17 protein-coding genes and 3 tRNA genes are annotated in these 18,196 nt (G+C 42.4%); 2 read left to right on the top strand and 18 right to left on the bottom strand.

Annotation, left to right across the window (positions count from 1 at the left end; genetic code table 11):
* Nucleotides 1-267 precede the first annotated feature (267 nt).
* The 12 genes from HMPREF3032_RS07465 to fusA form a co-directional block, all read right to left on the bottom strand.
* Nucleotides 268-573, bottom strand: a complete 306-nt coding sequence (locus HMPREF3032_RS07465) for a HepT-like ribonuclease domain-containing protein (RefSeq protein ID WP_009352799.1) — start codon at nucleotides 571-573, stop codon at nucleotides 268-270.
* Nucleotides 548-871 (bottom strand): nucleotidyltransferase family protein, encoded by a 324-nt coding sequence (locus HMPREF3032_RS07460; protein WP_009352801.1) that lies wholly within the window; start codon nucleotides 869-871, stop codon nucleotides 548-550. Before HMPREF3032_RS07460 ends, HMPREF3032_RS07465 begins: the two co-directional genes overlap by 26 nt.
* Before the next feature lie 44 nt (nucleotides 872-915).
* Entirely contained in the window at nucleotides 916-1,980 is a 1,065-nt protein-coding gene (locus HMPREF3032_RS07455) for a nicotinate-nucleotide--dimethylbenzimidazole phosphoribosyltransferase (protein WP_062403693.1), read from the bottom strand.
* Nucleotides 1,973-3,019 carry a nicotinate-nucleotide--dimethylbenzimidazole phosphoribosyltransferase gene (gene cobT, locus HMPREF3032_RS07450; protein ID WP_062403690.1) on the bottom strand — a complete coding sequence of 349 codons (1,047 nt, stop codon included), beginning with the start codon at nucleotides 3,017-3,019 and terminating at the stop codon, nucleotides 1,973-1,975. Before cobT ends, HMPREF3032_RS07455 begins: the two co-directional genes overlap by 8 nt.
* A gap of 263 nt (nucleotides 3,020-3,282) precedes the next feature.
* Nucleotides 3,283-3,555 carry a type II toxin-antitoxin system RelE family toxin gene (locus HMPREF3032_RS07445; RefSeq protein ID WP_231723420.1) on the bottom strand — a complete coding sequence of 91 codons (273 nt, stop codon included), beginning with the start codon at nucleotides 3,553-3,555 and terminating at the stop codon, nucleotides 3,283-3,285.
* Nucleotides 3,552-3,779 (bottom strand): type II toxin-antitoxin system RelB family antitoxin, encoded by a 228-nt coding sequence (gene relB / locus HMPREF3032_RS07440; protein WP_062403682.1) that lies wholly within the window; start codon nucleotides 3,777-3,779, stop codon nucleotides 3,552-3,554. Before relB ends, HMPREF3032_RS07445 begins: the two co-directional genes overlap by 4 nt.
* A 224-nt stretch (nucleotides 3,780-4,003) precedes the next feature.
* Nucleotides 4,004-5,347, bottom strand: a complete 1,344-nt coding sequence (locus HMPREF3032_RS07435; RefSeq protein WP_062403679.1) for an MATE family efflux transporter — start codon at nucleotides 5,345-5,347, stop codon at nucleotides 4,004-4,006.
* Nucleotides 5,344-5,757, bottom strand: a complete 414-nt coding sequence (locus HMPREF3032_RS07430; protein ID WP_062403676.1) for a hypothetical protein — start codon at nucleotides 5,755-5,757, stop codon at nucleotides 5,344-5,346. Before HMPREF3032_RS07430 ends, HMPREF3032_RS07435 begins: the two co-directional genes overlap by 4 nt.
* 333 nt (nucleotides 5,758-6,090) lie before the next feature.
* On the bottom strand, nucleotides 6,091-6,972 hold the full coding sequence (locus tag HMPREF3032_RS07425) for a prephenate dehydrogenase (protein ID WP_062403672.1): 882 nt from the start codon (nucleotides 6,970-6,972) through the stop codon (nucleotides 6,091-6,093).
* 153 nt (nucleotides 6,973-7,125) lie between these two features.
* Nucleotides 7,126-8,034, bottom strand: coding sequence for a DMT family transporter (locus HMPREF3032_RS07420; RefSeq protein WP_062403669.1), 909 nt, complete (start codon nucleotides 8,032-8,034; stop codon nucleotides 7,126-7,128).
* 88 nt (nucleotides 8,035-8,122) lie between these two features.
* Nucleotides 8,123-8,596, bottom strand: a complete 474-nt coding sequence (locus HMPREF3032_RS07415; protein WP_062403667.1) for a NanQ anomerase/TabA/YiaL family protein — start codon at nucleotides 8,594-8,596, stop codon at nucleotides 8,123-8,125.
* Nucleotides 8,597-9,246: 650 nt separating this feature from the next.
* Complete coding sequence (gene fusA / locus HMPREF3032_RS07410; protein ID WP_062403703.1) at nucleotides 9,247-11,316, bottom strand: elongation factor G; 2,070 nt, start codon at nucleotides 11,314-11,316, stop codon at nucleotides 9,247-9,249.
* A gap of 267 nt (nucleotides 11,317-11,583) precedes the next feature.
* On the opposite strand from fusA, the gene HMPREF3032_RS07405 reads away from it, so the two are divergent.
* A complete protein-coding gene (locus tag HMPREF3032_RS07405; RefSeq protein ID WP_062403664.1) occupies nucleotides 11,584-12,945 on the top strand; it encodes an amino acid permease in 1,362 nt (453 codons plus the stop codon).
* A gap of 462 nt (nucleotides 12,946-13,407) precedes the next feature.
* Complete coding sequence (locus HMPREF3032_RS07400) at nucleotides 13,408-14,343, top strand: 50S ribosomal protein L11 methyltransferase (protein ID WP_062403661.1); 936 nt, start codon at nucleotides 13,408-13,410, stop codon at nucleotides 14,341-14,343.
* A gap of 209 nt (nucleotides 14,344-14,552) precedes the next feature.
* Here the strand turns inward: HMPREF3032_RS07400 and HMPREF3032_RS07395 are convergent, their stop codons facing one another.
* The 6 genes from HMPREF3032_RS07395 to HMPREF3032_RS07375 form a co-directional block, all read right to left on the bottom strand.
* The gene (locus tag HMPREF3032_RS07395) at nucleotides 14,553-15,494 is read right to left on the bottom strand and encodes a pseudouridine synthase (protein ID WP_062403658.1); all 942 of its coding nucleotides are present in this window, start codon (nucleotides 15,492-15,494) and stop codon (nucleotides 14,553-14,555) included.
* Between the two features lie 409 nt (nucleotides 15,495-15,903).
* Nucleotides 15,904-15,996, bottom strand: coding sequence for a putative holin-like toxin (locus HMPREF3032_RS07705; RefSeq protein ID WP_231723418.1), 93 nt, complete (start codon nucleotides 15,994-15,996; stop codon nucleotides 15,904-15,906).
* A gap of 662 nt (nucleotides 15,997-16,658) precedes the next feature.
* A tRNA-Val gene (locus HMPREF3032_RS07390) sits at nucleotides 16,659-16,734 on the bottom strand.
* A gap of 3 nt (nucleotides 16,735-16,737) precedes the next feature.
* Nucleotides 16,738-16,812 (bottom strand) — tRNA-Glu (locus HMPREF3032_RS07385).
* A 5-nt stretch (nucleotides 16,813-16,817) separates the two neighbouring features.
* Nucleotides 16,818-16,893 (bottom strand) — tRNA-Asn (locus HMPREF3032_RS07380).
* 59 nt (nucleotides 16,894-16,952) lie between these two features.
* Nucleotides 16,953-18,056 (bottom strand): P1 family peptidase, encoded by a 1,104-nt coding sequence (locus tag HMPREF3032_RS07375; protein ID WP_072270782.1) that lies wholly within the window; start codon nucleotides 18,054-18,056, stop codon nucleotides 16,953-16,955.
* Nucleotides 18,057-18,196: the final 140 nt, after the last annotated feature.

Genomic DNA, 18,196 nt, shown 5'->3' with positions numbered 1-18,196 from the left:
GCGGTGCTCTACCGCTGAGCTATTTCCGCATGTATGCAATCCTGGTTTTCTTTCTTGCGACTGCTCATTTATAATACCAAAAAATTTGGATAGTTGTCAACATATTTTTAACAAATATTTTTTCTTAAACAGCATATGATAACTTCATCCTATCAACATATAATATTGTTATATTTTCAATATATTAGACAACCTTGATAGAAAAGATACAAAAAAGATTGTAGCACACTATCAGGGATATAGCTTGCTACAATCTTTACTATTTTTTTAAAACATCTCATTTTCAAAACCATATTCGTCGTCCAATATGGCCACCAATTGTTCTCTCAATTCTGGTAACTTTTCTTTATACGTGCTCCAAATAAGTCTATAGTTATTTTGCCCATAATTATGAGACAACTGATTTCGCATGCCTTTAATATTTTTCCAAGGAATTTCAGTATGGCTATCCTTAAAATCTTGAGAAACCTTTCCTAATGTCTCTGCAATTACTTGAATTTTATATAGCTTAACAGACGCATCTAACCTATCTATTAAATCCAATACATCAACTAATATATCTTTGTTCTCCATAGATATCACCATATATATGAATCATATCTCTATATAAATTTTCTTGAAATCGTTTAGTCAATTTATTTCCATCAGTAAGCAAATCTACATCCATTTGCAACACTTCTTTTAAAGTTTCTAAAAGACCGCCCACTTCAAACAAACTAATACTATCATTATCAAAAACTACAAACAAATCTACATCACTAGTTTCTGTAGCCTCACCACGAGCATAAGAGCCAAAAAGATAGGCTGATTTCACGTGATATAGCTCTAGAACCGGAGCAATTAAGTTACGAATCTCATCAAGTGTTTTCATACTACTTCCTCCTTTTCTATATTATACCACATAATTAGTAACTATTACCGTCCATCCTGACGCTTAGATCCCGGTCCATCGACAGCCACGTTTACACTAGCTTCACCGAATGTTTTCATATCATTTAACATGTGCATACCCGCATCAAGAACAGACAACCCCATAGTAGATCCTAAGGCTTCATCCATTTCAAAGCCATAGAACAGATGCGGCTTGATTCCCAAGTATTTCATTTGTGCTGCTTGCACTGGTTCCCCTGTATGAACAGATGGGAACACGTAGTCCATGACTGCTTCGTTGATACATTTTGCAGCTAGTACGGCTGCTCCTGTTTCCGCCGTGTCGAAGACCACTGCCATACGATGGCTAGCCGCCCCCAAGATGAGTCCTGTTAAGACCACCACGTCTGGAGAGCCTACGGTGGCTAATACATGCACGCCGTCTTGGCTCGGCAAATCGTGTTCTGCCAAACTGGCGGTCAACTGTTTTGCTTTTTCTTGAATGCTCAAGGTGCAATTATTTTCTGTCAACAACTCTGCCATCGGATATCCTGTGATTCCTGCTGTAACAGCCAACGCTGAAAGTAAGCTTCTTTCACCGACAGTACCGATAGCTATCGTTTGGTACCCCTTGTGGCTCAATTCATCTGCCAAGGCAAAGCCTACTTCTAAACCTTGTTCTACGATGTTAGGTGTCAACGCCGCATGCATGCGGAAAAATTTAGATCCTTTGGCTAATTTATGTTGACGCACACCTTCGATGTGACTTGTATCTAATTCTAAGCCTGCATCCACTAAGAACACAGGAGCGCCAATTTTCTTCGCTGCTCCGTGGGTAGCAGAATGTCCAGAGGCTAACCGTTCCATAGCTTTCAAGCTTTCCACGCCATGTGTTTGGTTTTGTGGTCCATCTACAGCGATATCAGCTCCTACGATAACAACAGCATGACGAAGATTATTAGGTTTTTCCTCTTTCAGAATCCCTGCCATACGCTCTGTAATCCCCTCTAGACGTGCCAAGGAATACAATGGTTTTGTTAGGTTGTCGATGCGCAAACGGCATTCCTCCATGGACGGTTTGTGCAATGGTTCGATGACAAAATTACGCATGGTGCTCACCTCCTGCAACTTCGCGGAACATGTCCACGGCTAAGTTCAACATTTGCATTTGCATGGATCCGCCTGTGGCCTCACCCAAGCAGAATCCAAGGTCCACATAGGCCTCTAAGCCCAATGTTTTCAGCGCATCTTTATGAGCTTTTTCAGCGGACAAATGAGATGCCATCACGTAATCCATGGTGTGCGGGTTCATAGCATGCGCAATGAGGGCGCAGGCTGTGGTGTTGAATCCATCGATGACCACCAACGCATGGTTTGCCGCCGCTCCTAGGATAACACCTACTAGGCAAGCAAACTCCAAGCCCCCTACGGCAGATAAAACACCCAATCCATCTGTAGGTGGAATATCTGCATATTTTACTAGTGCATCGTAGACGACTTTTTGTTTCACTTTCAACCGTTCGTCCGAAATATTCGTACCTCGTCCCGTTGCTTCGTTCGCTGAAAGTCCGGAGAACTTCGCTGTAATGACTGCACTGGACGTAGTGTTACCAATGCCCATTTCACCCACTAGGAAAGTATTGAATCCTTCTTTCACCTTCTCTTCTACGAAAGCAATGCCCACCTCAACGGCCTCAATAGCTTTATCCATAGGCATAGCTGGTTCTTCTAACATGTTGTTCGTACCATTCGGCATCACCTTGTGATGGTGTAAGCCTGGCACAGCGGACATATCTGCCGCTACCCCTACGTCGATGACTTCAATTTGAGCACCACAATAATTCGCTAGCGCATTGGCTGCGGCCCCTTTTGGAATCAAGTAGTTCATAGTCATGTGCACCGTTACCTCTTGCGGGTAGGCACTGACACCGATTTTTGCCACACCATGGTCACCAGAGGCGATAATCATACAAGGCTTAGGAGCTGCTGGATTTACTTGATTCGTAGCTGCCGCATAATGCTCTACCATCGTCGCTAACTTACCATATGAACCGTATGGAGTCCCCTTACTCCACTGTTCCCCAATTGCTCGTTCAATCTCTTTATTCCGTGGCACAATCCGTGCCAATGTACTTTCATATAAACTCATACGTCCTCCTATGTGAAACCCATCATAAGAATACAAAAAAGCATAGCCCTAGACTATGCCAAGTTGATTCCATTATAAAGTATTTTTCGGTCAGTTTCAATTTTTATATTTTCCGCCTTGTGCATTTAAGAGCCAACATATGTCTCCTAAAAACTGCCCTTCGCGAAAGTTTTTAGGAGACATATGTTGGCTCAAGGGATTGCGCTTGATATGAAGATATAAAAATTGAAACAGACCGGGGGAAAATTGGTGAGGAAAAGATGTTACTTATTTTTATATACCTCACGTCTATGTGCTACTTCTACTATAAAAATAGTAACTTCTTTATCATTAATTTCAGCAAATAGTCGATAATCACCTACTCTATATCTCCATACCCCGGAAAGATTTCCTGTTAGCATTTTTCCATGAACTCTTGGATCTAAAGATCCTACTAAATATTTTATTATCCAATGTTTAATCATCCTTGCTATAGAGGGATCTAACTTCTTTATTTGCTTTTTTGCATGCTCCGAAAATTTAACCCTAAACATCAAATACCAAGTTCCTTCCACACTTCTTCATGATCATATACTGGTTCCTCACGAAGTGCTCGTCTTGCCGCTAAAATACGTTCCTCATTAATTTGTAATTCGTCCTCAATCGTGTCTAGCACCAAATTACGAATAAAGGAAGATACATTCAAATTATTAGCAGCAACATACGCTTGAATCATTTGGCTTTCATCTTCAGATAACCGCAAAGAAATAGTAGTCGCCATAGATGTCACTCCTTTTGTAATACACGTAATACATTACTTACAGTATATCACATATAAGCTACCCGTCAAGAAAACCACACTCTTCCCTCCCCTAGGTCGCCCCCGCTCAGAGCGCTTTAAATTCCTCCTCGATAAACGCAAAGGAGCCCCCATGTGTTCTGTCAAAAACTTTCGCGTAGGGCAGTTTTTATGTGACATATGCTGGCTTTAACAACCACAGGAATTTAAACCGATATGAGCGAACGACCTCTCCATTTGTTTGACTGCCACCGCCACACAAATATAATCGCTCGTATAATCTCATCGATAGCCATGGCGATCCACACGCCTACGAGTCCCCAGCCAAGAACGATGCCGAAGTAGTAGGACAAGGTCACCGCAAAGGCCCACATGCCAAAGACTCCGACGAACATCGGAATCCGAATGTCTCCTGCTGCTTGCAAGCATTGAACCAGCACAATGTTGGCGCCACGTCCAATTTCCAAGAAGATTTCAACAAACAAGACCGCTTTCGCCAAATCGATAATCTCCTGATTATCCGTCACAAGGCGCATCACAGGTTCACAAGCGAAGTAAAAGAATGTGCTCAATCCGACGCCAATGGAAACACCTGCTGCCGTTGTGAGCCACACACGGCGGGATACTTCTTCTTCTCGTTTAGCTCCCATTAGGAATCCCACCACAATTTGTGCCGCATTGGCCAAGGCCACCGTATACATATAACAGAAGGTAGCGATGATGTACACATACACTTTTGTAGTGATTACCACAAGCCCCATAAGGTTCACCATTTTCATGATGACTGTCTGGGACAGTTGGTACGACAAAGTTTCCCCACCTGATGGTACGGAGATAAACAGCAATTGTCGTAATGTAGCCCACCGGAATGGGCGCAAATAATCTACTTTCAGACGGGCTGTCAACAGCGATTGATGGCACCAGATGATAAGACCTAGTCCCAATGCTTTGCTAATCACACTTGATACGGATGTACCTAAGACACCCATGCTTGGGATGGACCCCCAACCGTAGATGAGTACGTAGTTCAGAATAATATGGACCACGTTCATGACAAGGGCAATCCACATGGTGATACGAGGCATGGAGTGTCCCCGAAACATTGCTACATAGGTCATGTAGATACCCGTAATAGGAATGCTGGCAGCGGTGATATTTAAATAGAGTGCGGTTTCTTCCATAATCTCCGACGGTACCCCAAGCCATTCACAGAGAGTTTGATGAAAGATAATGACCACAGCCCCAGCGATGACACTGAACACCGTATGAAAGGCAACGCTAATCGTATATACTTCATCAATTTTATCGGGACGCTTAGCTCCCAAATATTGTGCAATTAAAATAGTGGTAGCTGTACTCATGACAATGAGCAAAAACAAGATAATGTTGATAATCTGGTTCGCATTGGCTACAGCAGCCACCGCCGTTTCTGCATACTGGCTGAGCATGAATTGGTCCACATTGCCCAATAACATGAGTAAAAATAATTCTATAAAGATAGGGACACTGAGTGCCCCTACAGATAACGATATGTTTTTTGTTACTTTCATTCTACTTCAACCTTCTCTAAGGCACCGTTCTCCACTAAAGATTCCCAGCTCGCTACCAGGCGATAGCGCGCCTCCACTTCCGCTTCTTTCCAATGTTCACCCACAGGGAACCATTCACTAGGTACCTTGCCACATTTCGTAAAATTCAAGGTATACCCCATGGAGCGCACTTCTTTAGACGCCCACCATGCACCTATACGGTCACGACTGTCTAAATAGACTGTATCTAAACCCGTTTCGGATACCCAAGATACAATCTCAGGCCAATACTCCTCAGGGATTACACTCGCTACCAATGTGTCTTGCAACGCTTGATTCGCCACTTCCGAGGGATTGTCTACTCCTACACCTGGCGTATTTTGTACTTCTTCTAGCACTTGATCCACAATGTTTTGCGCTGCGTCTGTCATACTATCGCTCCTTTCTATGTTTGCCTTTTATATCTATCTCTATCATGTTTCCTGTTTGTAACATATTTTTGAAAGCTCTCACATGCACATGCATATGCTATGCCGATTTCTTTCAATCATCTATTCCTATTATATCACAGGCTCTGCCTATCTCCTATGTTGAAAGCTTTCCCTCGTATTGTAATACATGCCTTATACTAGTTCACTCCTAAGCAAAGGCATAAATAATATCGTTGTACTTTCAAGCATAATTTTTCGCATCTATGGTCAAACCTAGTAAGCCGTCACGAATTGCTTTACCGTGAAACAAATACTGTCCTAGTTCATCCAAAATTACTTCTTATCTATGGTCAAACTCGGCAAGCGATCTCGTATCTCTTTCGCTCGTTCTAAGTACTGCCCTAAACTATCTCCATTGTCATCAGCATGGAGCAACTGTTTTACAGTCGCTAATTCTTGTTCTACTTGTTCAATAGCTTTCAACACATTCATACGATTTCCGTAGATAATTTCTTGCCACATACTTGGCAGACCACTGGCGGTACGGGTGCTGTCTCGTAAGCCTCCCGCCGACAAGCTCATCCGTTTATCTCCCAGTTCATCATTGCCAACGGCGGTAATCATGACGGACGCCAACATATGAGGCATGTGACTCACCATGGCCAAGCACCCATCGTGGCGTTTCATATCCACGTATTCGATGCGAGACCCCACGGCACGTCCCATATCGGCTAGCTCCTGTGCCACTGCGGCATCGTAGGCTGGCTGCATTTCATCTTCTAGGACAATCCACCCCATTTTCTGAAAGAGGTCTTTATGGGCTTCTCCATAGCCCCCTTTTTCAGACCCTGCCATAGGATGCACCGACACGAAGTGAACGCCCTCAGGGATGTGAGCATACACGGCATGAGCAAAGTCATCTTTCGCACTGGACACATCGGTCACCACCTGCCCTGGTCGGAGCAGTGAGGCTACTTTCACAAAGAGCTCGCTATTCGTTTGTGGCGGCAAGGCAAACACGACGATGTCTGCGCTGGTGATAACTGGTTCCACCGCTGTGAAAGCCTGTGACACACAACCATCAGCCAAGGCGAGGTCGCAAATTTCCTGACGCCGCGCGTAACCGATGACATCATATGTCGTATAGGCTCGTAATGCTTTTGCTAGAGAGGCCCCTAGCAATCCTAATCCAATAATACCAACCGTTCGTGCCATCTATTCCTCCTACACGTAACCTCGAGAAACGTATCTATCTACCCTATACAGGCTTTAAGATGCCCCCACTTACTAATAAGGTACAGCTACTTTTACAAGTATCTGTACCCTTCATTCTGTATTTATTAGTTCTACCACGAATTATAGATTCGGTCAACTTTTATTTGTAGCTCGACGCTTATCCCAAGCCAAAATAAAAATTGTAATGATGATTAACGTCATACCGATCACATCCCATTGGGAAAACTGATTACCCAACAGCAACCACGCCAATACTGCTGCCGAAATGGGCTCGATGGAGGAAAGTATGGATCCCGTAATCGCACCTACACGGCGTACGCCTTCTAAATAGGCGTTAAAGGATACTACGGTACCGAAAATAATGATACTCCAGAAACCTCCGTGAGCCCACAAGTCCCATACAATTCCTTCGGAACTCGGTTGTGTAGCTATCCACGCAAAGGCCCCTCCGATAAGCATGCCAAAGCCCACGATGGGTGCCGTACCATACTTTTTCAATAGTGGCACTGGTTGTAGCGTATAAATACCAACTGCTACAGCAGATAACATCCCCCAGGTCAGAAGTGTATCATCTAACGCTGATATATCCCACACACCTTGTAAAGCAATAATCGCGGTCCCCACCGTAGCTAGTACTACACTGACTACTTCTGCCACCCTTGGTAACGTTAAGCGTGTAATAGATATGTATAAAATAATCAATGCAGGACCTACATATTGTAAGACCGTCGCAATCCCTGCCCCTGCATAGGCAATCGCTTTAAAATAGGTGTATTGGCACATCCACATACCAAGGACCCCAAATATAACCAACCGCAATGTATCTTTCCAGTCAGAAAAAACCTTAAAAATAGAAGCTCTTCCTTGGTAAAAGGCCGCTACTACCGTAATCACACCAGCAATGACAAGGCGCATAGCTACTACCCATTCTGCCGACATCATCCGCTGTTGTTGCACAAATTGTGAGCACATTCCAGAAAAGCCCCATAGAACGGCGCCTAATGCAATAAGCAACATGCCTTTCATGACATATGCGTTCATAGTCCCTCCTTTTACTACCCTTACAAATTATTACCGATCTACGGAATATCTAATTATCATCATTGCTACACCCTATTAACGCCTAATCTTACTCGGCTAATAGACTTTTATGAATCTTTACCACGACCTTGCGAATTTCTTGTACCTCATTCGGTGCAATCAAGGTGCGATGCAATTCTCCAGGATAAAAAATACAATAATCCCCTGGGCGTACATCAATTTTTACCGTGCCACTTTCTGTAGGATCGTAAAAGTAACAATCCTTGTCATCATACGCCTCAACCACGTCCGGAAAAGTTTGACGAATGAGAATTTCCATTTCTTCTTTCCCAGCCACTAGAAATTGCACATCCATGTAATCCTTGTGCCCTTCAATCTTCGTCTCCTCATAGACCCTTGTGTTCACAATATCCACATTGGCATACATCAAGTCACCCTCAATCGGGTAGCGACCACCTGCAAACCTCGTAAAATCATTCGCTTTCAAAAACTCAAGAGCCCTCTCTACCGCTTTAGGATATCGAAACTGTGTATAATCTATAGCAATATTTTGATATATCATGACTTACTCCTTTATCTCCGTATATAAAAGGCACCCCACAGCGCCCTATGAATCGTATCTATCTCTATCTACTATACTAGCAACACCATATAAGGTCAAACACAAATTCTGAGAATCCTAGTAATACAAAGCCACCCTACAGCATTCCATTATTCCCTAAATTATGCCACACAAGAAACTCTACTTTTATTCTCTCACAAACTATGCTATACTAAAAACAACAAAGGAAGAGCCACCAACGTGCAGCTAGCGTTAGGCTCATCTCAAGAACTATAGAAGCAGAAATTGCCTAACGTGTTAAGGTATGATAGACCTTATACGTTAGGCTTTTTCATTGTCTATTTTACTAGATCAATGAGTTGAATTATTGAGAAACGCCGTTACGAGTAGTAGCCTTGTGGCGTCCCTTTACTAACTAAATTACACATACGCAAGAAGAGCACGGCATGTTCCGGAGCAAACCTAACCACTGTATCAGTTTGCGGAGGAATGTGTCGTGCTCTTCCCTTTGCCCTATTCAGTTAAGAACGCCATAGGCTGCATAACCTAACAAGAGACGATACATTATGAAATACCGTTTGTGAGGGGTATACCGTGCTCTTCCCTTTTGCATTAAGTTAAGAACGCCACAGGCTACATAGCATCACAAGTTACGACTCTTCGTGACCCGCAAATCCCGCAATGATTGTTTCTGCTTGTTTATGTGGCACTTCTTCGTATCCATTGAACTCCATATTAAACACACCTTGTCCTTGCGTCATGGAGCGCAATACTGTTACATAATCTAGCATTTCCACCAATGGAACTTGGGCTTTCACCACAGTGATTCCTTCACGCACACCTTGGTCCATACCGAGTACGCGACCACGGCGGCTATTCAAATCACCCATGATATCGCCCATAAATTCTTCTGGTCCGATGACATTCACATTGTAGACTGGTTCTAACAAAATTGGTTTCGCATCAGGCACACCTTTTTTCAAAGCTTGAGCTGCTGCCATTTTGAATGCCAACTCCGAGGAGTCCACTGTATGATAGGAACCGTCTAATAATGTCACTTGGATACCGATCATCGGATATCCTGCCAAAAGACCTTTTTCCAACGTTTCACGAACACCTTTTTCTACAGCTGGAATGTATTGACGTGGCACAGCACCGCCAAAGATTTTGTCGATAAACTCGAACTCACCTTCATATAATGGCGCAATACCAAGCTTCACATGGCCATATTGACCATGACCACCACTTTGTTTTTTATGTTTACCTTCTACTTCCACTGTGCCACGAATGGTTTCACGATATGGAATATACGGTGTTTCTAATTTAGCACGTACTCCATATTTGCGTTCCATTTTTTGTAAAATATGTTCTAAATGAACATCGCCCATACAACGCACTTGCATTTGACGACCTTCCACATCTTTCACCACTTCACAAGTTGGATCTTCTTCAGAAATACGTCCCAGAGCGTTCGCTAATTTTTCCTCTTCCCCTTTTTTCTCAGGTACCATAGCTATGCGGTATAAAGGTTGTGGGAAACGGATTGGTGCATATTTCACTTTAAATTCAGCTGTACCAAAGGTATCCCCTGTTTTCGTTTCTGCTAATTTAGGAATCACCACGATATCGCCGGCTTTCGCTACTTCCACTGGCACTTGTTGTTTACCAATTAAGGTCATCATTTTGCCCCATTTTTCTTCTACATCACGGGTCACATTATAGAGTTTATCTCCTACTTTCAATTCCCCAGAGAACACGCGGATAAAACTTTGTTTTCCCGCAAATGGGTCAAGAATTGTTTTAAATACGAAGCCAGTAAATGGTTTATCTGCCACCACGATATGTTCCTCTTGGGAATCCACACCGATAGCAGTCATCACTTTTTTCGTTGCATCTGGCATATAACGAATCATACGATCTAAGACTTGGTCCATACCTATACGGCTCAAAGCAGTACCACACATGACAGGGCATACACGGCCCGTCAACATACCTTCCCGCAAACCTTGACGAATTTCTTCTAAGGTCAATTCTTGTCCATCTAAATATTTTTCTAATAATGTATCATTACCCTCTGCAGCCGCTTCCACAGTCATTTCACGAATTTCTTCTACTTTATCGGATAGCTCAGCTGGCACTTCCACTTCTGTCATATTACCGTTTTCATAGACATAGGCAGTTCGTTTTGCTACGTCTACGACACCTTTGAAAGTAGGCCCTTCACCGATTGGAATTTGCAATGGCATAATCGCTTTACCAAATAATTCCCGCATTTTTTCCAAAGTCCCAAAGAAGTCTGCTTTTTCAACGTCCATTTTATTGATGAAAGCCATACGAGGCATTTGCAATTCTACGCCATACTCCCAAGCACGAATGGTATCGATTTCTACGCCTGTACCAGCAGATAATACCATCAGCATACCGTCTGCTGCGCGCAAAGCAGACCGCACTTCCCCATGAAACTCAGAATAACCTGGAGTATCGATGAAGTTAATTTTATGACCTTTCCATTCACAAGGCGCCATGCCTAATTGGATAGTGACATTCCGTTTGATTTCTTCTGGCTCAAAGTCCATAATATGTTTATTATCTTGACCTTTACCAACAAAGTCTACAGCACCACAAGACAATAATAATGCCTCTACTAATGCTGTTTTACCCGCCCCGTCATGGGAGACCACCGCCACGTTTCTGATCAAATCACTAGTATATTCTTTCATGAACATCGTCCTCCTTTACAGCCGAAAACAGTCTATTGTTTAAGTAATTCTACATACTTTTATAAACTCCTTTGAATATACTGGATTTTATATATGCAAATTACGCATAGTATAGAGTCATGTATAAAAAAACTAGTATCACTTATAGTTACCTATATATCCGTTACTTCTCTACTAAACTAAAATTTTACTAGGTTAATTCTATAGTTTATGGTATTCTATTAGATATATCATTTCAGAACATACATGGGAAGGGAGTTATATAGTATGAAAGATAATGAATCAAAGACGTCATTGCATCGTGGACTGAAAAGTCGACACATGCAAATGATCGCCTTAGGCGCCTCTGTGGGGACCGGCCTCTTCTACGGATCTGCCCCAACAATCCAATTAGTAGGACCAGGTGTTATTTTCTCCTATTTATTAACTGGTATCTTTATTTTCTTTTTAATGCGTATGCTAGGAGAAATGTCAGTTCGTGAACCTGTGTCTGGCTCTTTTACTTATTTTGCAAGTAAATATTGGTCTTCCTTTGCTGGCTATTTATCTGGTTGGAATTACTGGATTGTGTACATGCTTGCCAGTATGGCGGAACTTGCTGCTATTTCAGTATACTTAGATTTCTGGTTACCTGGTATTCCCCATTGGATGACTACACTAGCTTGTATTACATTAGTGACGGCGATTAATCTCATCAATGTACGTGCCTATGGAGAAGTGGAATTTTTTGCATCACTCATTAAAGTGGTTGCCATCATTGCTATGATTGGTTTCGGCATCTTCCTCATCTTCTTCGGAGATATGGGTACATTTCCGCAAAACTTCTCTAATCTTTGGGTTCACGGCGGATTGTTTCCAAATGGTGCGTATGGTTTCATCGCCTCTATCGCTGTGGTGATGTTCTCCTTTGGTGGGGTGGAACTCATTGGTATCACTGCTGGGGAAGCTGAAAATCCTGAAAAAACGTTACCAAAAGCGATTAACGAGTTGTTAGCTCGTATCCTGATTTTCTATGTAGGTACGATGACTATCATCATGGCACTATCTCCATGGAACGAATTAGGTACTCATGCGAGTCCATTTGTCCAAATCTTTACGAACATTGGCATTCCCGCAGCCGCACATATCTTGAACTTCGTTGTTGTAGTAGCCGCATTATCTGTGTACAATAGCTTGCTATACAGTAATTCTCGTATTTTGCACAGCATGGCATTATCTGGTGATGCACCTAAAATCTTCAAGAATTTAACAGCTACAGGAGTGCCATTGATCGCTACCTTGTTCTGTGCAGCCTTAGCCTTGATCGTTGTATTCTTAACATACATCTTCCCAAGTGCTAGTGATGTGTTCCTACAATTATTGGCTATCATCGTAGCTGGTCTCATCATTGCATGGTTCATCATTCCAGTGACGCACCTTAAATTCCGCAAACGCTTTGCTCGCGAAGGTCGCCTTGATGAATTGAAATTCAAATCCATCTTGTATCCATTTACAAATTACTTCTGCTTTGCCTTCATCGCTATGGCAGTAGGCGTTATGTTAACAATGGATTCTATGCGCACATCCATCTACATCATCCCAGTGTGGATTGGTGCTCTGTACATTGCGTACCGACTTAAGAAAAAATAATATGTAACGCAAAAAGGATAGCTGAGATTGACTCGGCTATCCTTTTTTTATGTCACTACTGTATGAATTTGTACACTTTAGCATGACTTGAGTCTATCTACATTTAATTTAAAATGCAATACTTTTCCACCTTAGTAATAAGACAAACTTTCAATGGAAATTTTCGTGCTTTTTGCAAATGAATTTTTCTTCAATGGAAAACATCGCTATGTTTGCAAATGAAAGTACTCCCTTTGTATTGGATAGTACTATATTTAGAATTTCCTACAAGAAGCGGTTTCGCTAAGTATGACAGATATGATAGTATACTAGTGATAACTAACGTCGTCATTAGTAACGGTGAACACGACTTCGAACTACAGATACGTTAGTATACATGATAATATAACCGCTTATGATTACGATTACATTATGTGTATATTATATTACACTATATGTATATTATATTTACGAGGTACCACTATGGCATGGCTAGAAATCACACTGACCACGACACATGAAGCGTCTGAACTTATAACAGATACATTGCTCGCACTAGGTGCAGAAGGGGGCTATACGGAAGATCCCTATGAATTTGATCAACTCACAGATGATGGATTTGGTATTATCAAACCAGACCGAGAGGAGCTCTACGATTCCTCTGATGTGACTGTGAAAGCTTATATCGATCCCGGCCTATATGCTGTCGATGACTTAGAAGCTCTCATCAACAGTGAGATTCAGCAGTTACAAAGTACTTTCACCATGGATTTCGGCCCCCTCAATCTATCTATTACTATGGCTGATGAGTCTGGTTGGGATGATTGGAAAACACAATATCCTCCGATTTCAATGACGGAACATTTGACGATTATTCCCGATTGGGCGGAGTATAGTCCTCGCGATGATGAACGTGTGATCCGCATCGAACCAGGCATTGCCTTTGGTACTGGCGACCATCCTACTACACGATTGGCGATCCAAACGATGTCTCAGCATTTAACCCCTAAAAGTACGGTTTTCGACGTGGGCACAGGGTCTGGCATTATCGCCTTATCCGCAGGAGCCCTTGGCGCTCAGTCTGTGACAGCCTTTGACCTAGATGAAACAGCCACAGCCAACGCTCGTAACCATGTGGCAATGAATCAATTGGAATCCGTTGTGACTGTACGAACAAATAATTTATTAGAAGGCGTGGCGGAAACAGCCTCTCTCATCGTGGCTAACATTATTACCCCTATCTTGTTACGTTTATTAGACGATGCCTACCGTTGTCTAGAACCTAAGGGCGTATTCATTATGAGTGGCATTCAAGAGGGAGAAGAACAAACACTTATCGATGCAGCCTCAGAGGCTGGATTTATCAATTTATCTACTACTACAGAAAACAACTGGGTGTGCATTACCTGCCATAAATAGTGGAGAGTGCTATGGTCATCCCTACAACATAATAGCGATAGCTTTTTATATCACACATAGAAACTAAATATGGAACAAAAAAGCACGATTCTAAAATTTTCACACACAAAAACCGCGATTTCGCGCACGATTTTAGTTTTCGTGTTTTTTGTGTTTTTTATATCATTGGTAAGAATTAGGTTAGTAACTACAGCTATAACAATATACGGCTATTGTACTTCTATTACGATTTGCTCACCTGTTCGCATCTGATAGCACACTAAACGATAGGCCCTAAGGGCAAACGTCTTGCCTATGTCTTCTATCTGTCCTTTCGATGTATTTGTTACCTCTTGTTGTAAGCCTTTGTAACATTGTGCCTCATCTATCCCCCATGCACTCTGTCTGGGTTCCAACACTCCCTCATCAGCATACAACGGGTCATGTACCAAAGGATGTCCTATATGTGCCATGGTCACTCGAATTTGGTGAGTCTTGCCCGTCCACAAGCGAATGCGCAGGTCTGTTGTATCTTGTGCCGCATCATAGTGTAGCACTTCATATTCCGTTTTTGTCATCACACCCTCTGGGTGTACCTCTTGATGGATGCCATCTGCACTTTTGCGGATAGGTAATTCTAGTACCTCATGCTGTTGTGCCAATCGCCCTTTCAACGTCGCTCGGTACCACTTTTCCAAACGATTATCATCCATCTGCTGTTGGTAAAAGTGTTGTGCTAATCCATGCTTGGCTACTACCACCAATCCAGACGTATCTCGATCTAAACGATTTAAAAACCGTACCTTTCCGCAGATGTTATGTACTTTAAAATAGTGAGCTACCCCATTTGCTAAGGAGACTTGTCCTTTTGAATTCATCGTGATTCCCGATGGTTTATCTACAATAAGAATATCTTCATCTTCATAGGCTATCGTTAAGGGCATTTCTATTGGGTCGTGGTCGATGCGTTCTTTTAAGGGGATAATTTCTAATACCATCCCCTTTGAAAGTTCAGATTTAGCTGTACAAATCTGTCCATCTAATCGAACAGCCTTGGCCCCGAAGAGTTCTTTCATCGTTTTCCGAGGAAATTGATGAATATCTAGCCATTCCCCTAACGTCGGTGCTATCGTATTTTCAATTGTATATGTTAACGTTCGTTTGTCTTTCATACAGTTTCCATTTCATCTTCGTTATTGGTGTCTAAGCCATCTTCCAATACGTACCTTTTGACTCCTATTGGGTCTATCCATACTTTGGTCAAAATATAACAAAAAACTTTTTCACGGTTTCCCACTTTATACTACCTTTTCCTCTGCTATTCTACCTATATTTTATCATATTTAACCTTATAAAACGTCTCTACGTAACAGATCTATTACATTTTCATGCCATCATTTTTATACATTCTTATGATAGCACTTATAGACGATTGCATTTACCTTTTTTACAAAATATGCTATCCTATATACAAAGAAGAGCAAAACGTGTGGCGCGTTAGGCTCATCAAAATTTGACTTTTGTGCCTAACGTGATGAGATACTTCTCTTTACATTAGGCACGGTTTCTTTTATAGGAACACTACTTACGTCGTAGCATTACATATAAGGTGATAATCGCTACTATGAGCATTAAGAAATTAATCCCTAGGGAAAGTATTTCAAATACTGACATAGCATCACCCCCTTTCGGAGATGAACCTAAACCACGTTTTACTCTTCATTAATAGTGTAACATATGTTCTTTGTAATATGTAATATATTTGATTAAGCAAATGTAAAAGCTGTAACGCAATGGTATATTGTGTTACAGCTTTTTATTATAACGATGCTAGCATCAATAGAATACTATCCTTCACCATCTTCCGAAATGCTTTTTCTGCCTCTTTATCTGGCTACACAAATCCGCTCATAGCTATCCCTCCTAGATTTTTTCTCTAATTATATTACCTAAAGTATACACCAACTCCCCAACTTATGACCATACATAACCTTGTAATACTCTCATAGAAACAGTACCATAATATAGTTACACCTTATCGCATTCATACCAATATCCTACACGCAGAAAATCACAACTTAGTCCAAAACAACCTCCCACTGAGGAACGCCGTTACGAGTAGTAGCCTTATGGCGTTCCTTTTTACCTAAATCATACAAGCACAAGAAGAGCACGGTGTGCCCCGAACAAACATCATGAAATGCCGTTTGAGAGGAGTATACTGTGCTCATCCCTTTTGCCATTAAGTTAAGAACGCCACAGGCTACATAGCATCATAAGTGACGACACAAATGACGACATAAAAAAAGAACCATCCGAATGGATGGTTCTTACTATGGTGGACGATGACAGGATCGAACTGCCGACATCCTGCTTGTAAGGCAGGCGCTCTCCCAGCTGAGCTAATCGTCCATATGGTGACCCGTGGGGGAATCGAACCCCCGATACCGCCGTGAAAGGGCGGTGTCTTAACCGCTTGACCAACGGGCCTTGTATGGCTCCTCGAGTAGGACTCGAACCTACGACCGATCGGTTAACAGCCGATTGCTCTACCTGCTGAGCTATCGAGGAATAATACAAGAGTTATTATATAGCACTTTCATATAAAATGCAAGCATTTTTTATATACCTTAAATTTTCACTTCGTGTAAATCAATTATATTTGCTAAAAACTCGGAATTATCTATCTTGCTAGATTGCATAGCATCTTCGATGGCTTCGCACATTAACTCCGTAGCCAAAGTGCCTACCACGTTCACATCGCCTACTATAGGCTTAGTTATCCCACACAGATTTTCAGACTCTGCATTCACAGAAAAGGCGTAAATTGTATCTCCATCGGACAGGGTCCCCACCGGTCGAATAGACCGCGCATAGCCATTGGTAGCCATCATGGCAATCTTGGTTAGTTCACCTTTATGAAAGGCTGCATTCGTCACGATAGCACCGATGGTAGTATTTCCTTTTTCCATACCTAGGCCCGCTTCACACGGGGAGTTACCATCCTGTAAAGTTTCGTTCCTCATCTTAGATTTCACAAATTTACCTAATAGAGGTTTACTTTCACTACGTCCCTCATATTGGTCAAACATCAACTGACAAGCATCCAATATGTTCTGGCGCCCTTCGTCCATGACGCCCCTTAAGGCATGTCCATGACGATCATACACATTGCCGAAGGCATTCACCACCACGACGGCGCCCACTACGAGGTTCCCTAGTTTCGCCGCCGCATAACCAATGCCACCCTTCATAGCCCGTTCCATGCCACATACCTTACCTACGGTAGCTCCTGTACCAGCCCCCACATTGCCAGACATAGGTTCTGTGCTTGTGAAAGTCCTTTCACAAGCATCACGGGCCATCTCTACCGTAGGGCGTGATTTTGGATTGCCATAGGATAAATCGTAAATATCACTTTGGCAAACAATTGGAACCACCCCATAAGCTGTGGGAAATCCAATATTCCGTGCTTCTAAAGATTGCATCACCCCATCGCTGGCACATAGCCCAAAGGCGGATCCTCCGCCTAGGACCAAGGCATTCACTGGAGTTGGCGCTGTCGTCGGATCGAGGACTCCACTTTCACGAGCCGCAGGACCTCCACCACTGATATGCAGTCCCCCTTGGGCACCCTGAGGAAAGCGCAATACGGTCAAACCCGTTTTACCTACAGCATCTGTAGCATTTCCTACCTTTACAAAATCTATTTCATTCCATGTTATGCGTTCCATCGTCATTTACTGCTCCTTTCTTCTCGTTTTTTTGCACTGAGTATCCTAAATGTGTACAAACTGTCTACTTTGAATTGTAATTTCATTAGATTTGCTTGTTAGACTGCTTTTCAATTTACCTACATTAGATATCAATCCCA

This window comes from Veillonella sp. DNF00869 (assembly GCF_001553345.1).
Taxonomy (GTDB): Bacteria; Bacillota; Negativicutes; order Veillonellales; family Veillonellaceae; genus F0422.
The sequence above is the reverse complement of the archived record's forward strand: the minus strand, read 5'-3'. Positions and strand labels throughout refer to the sequence as shown.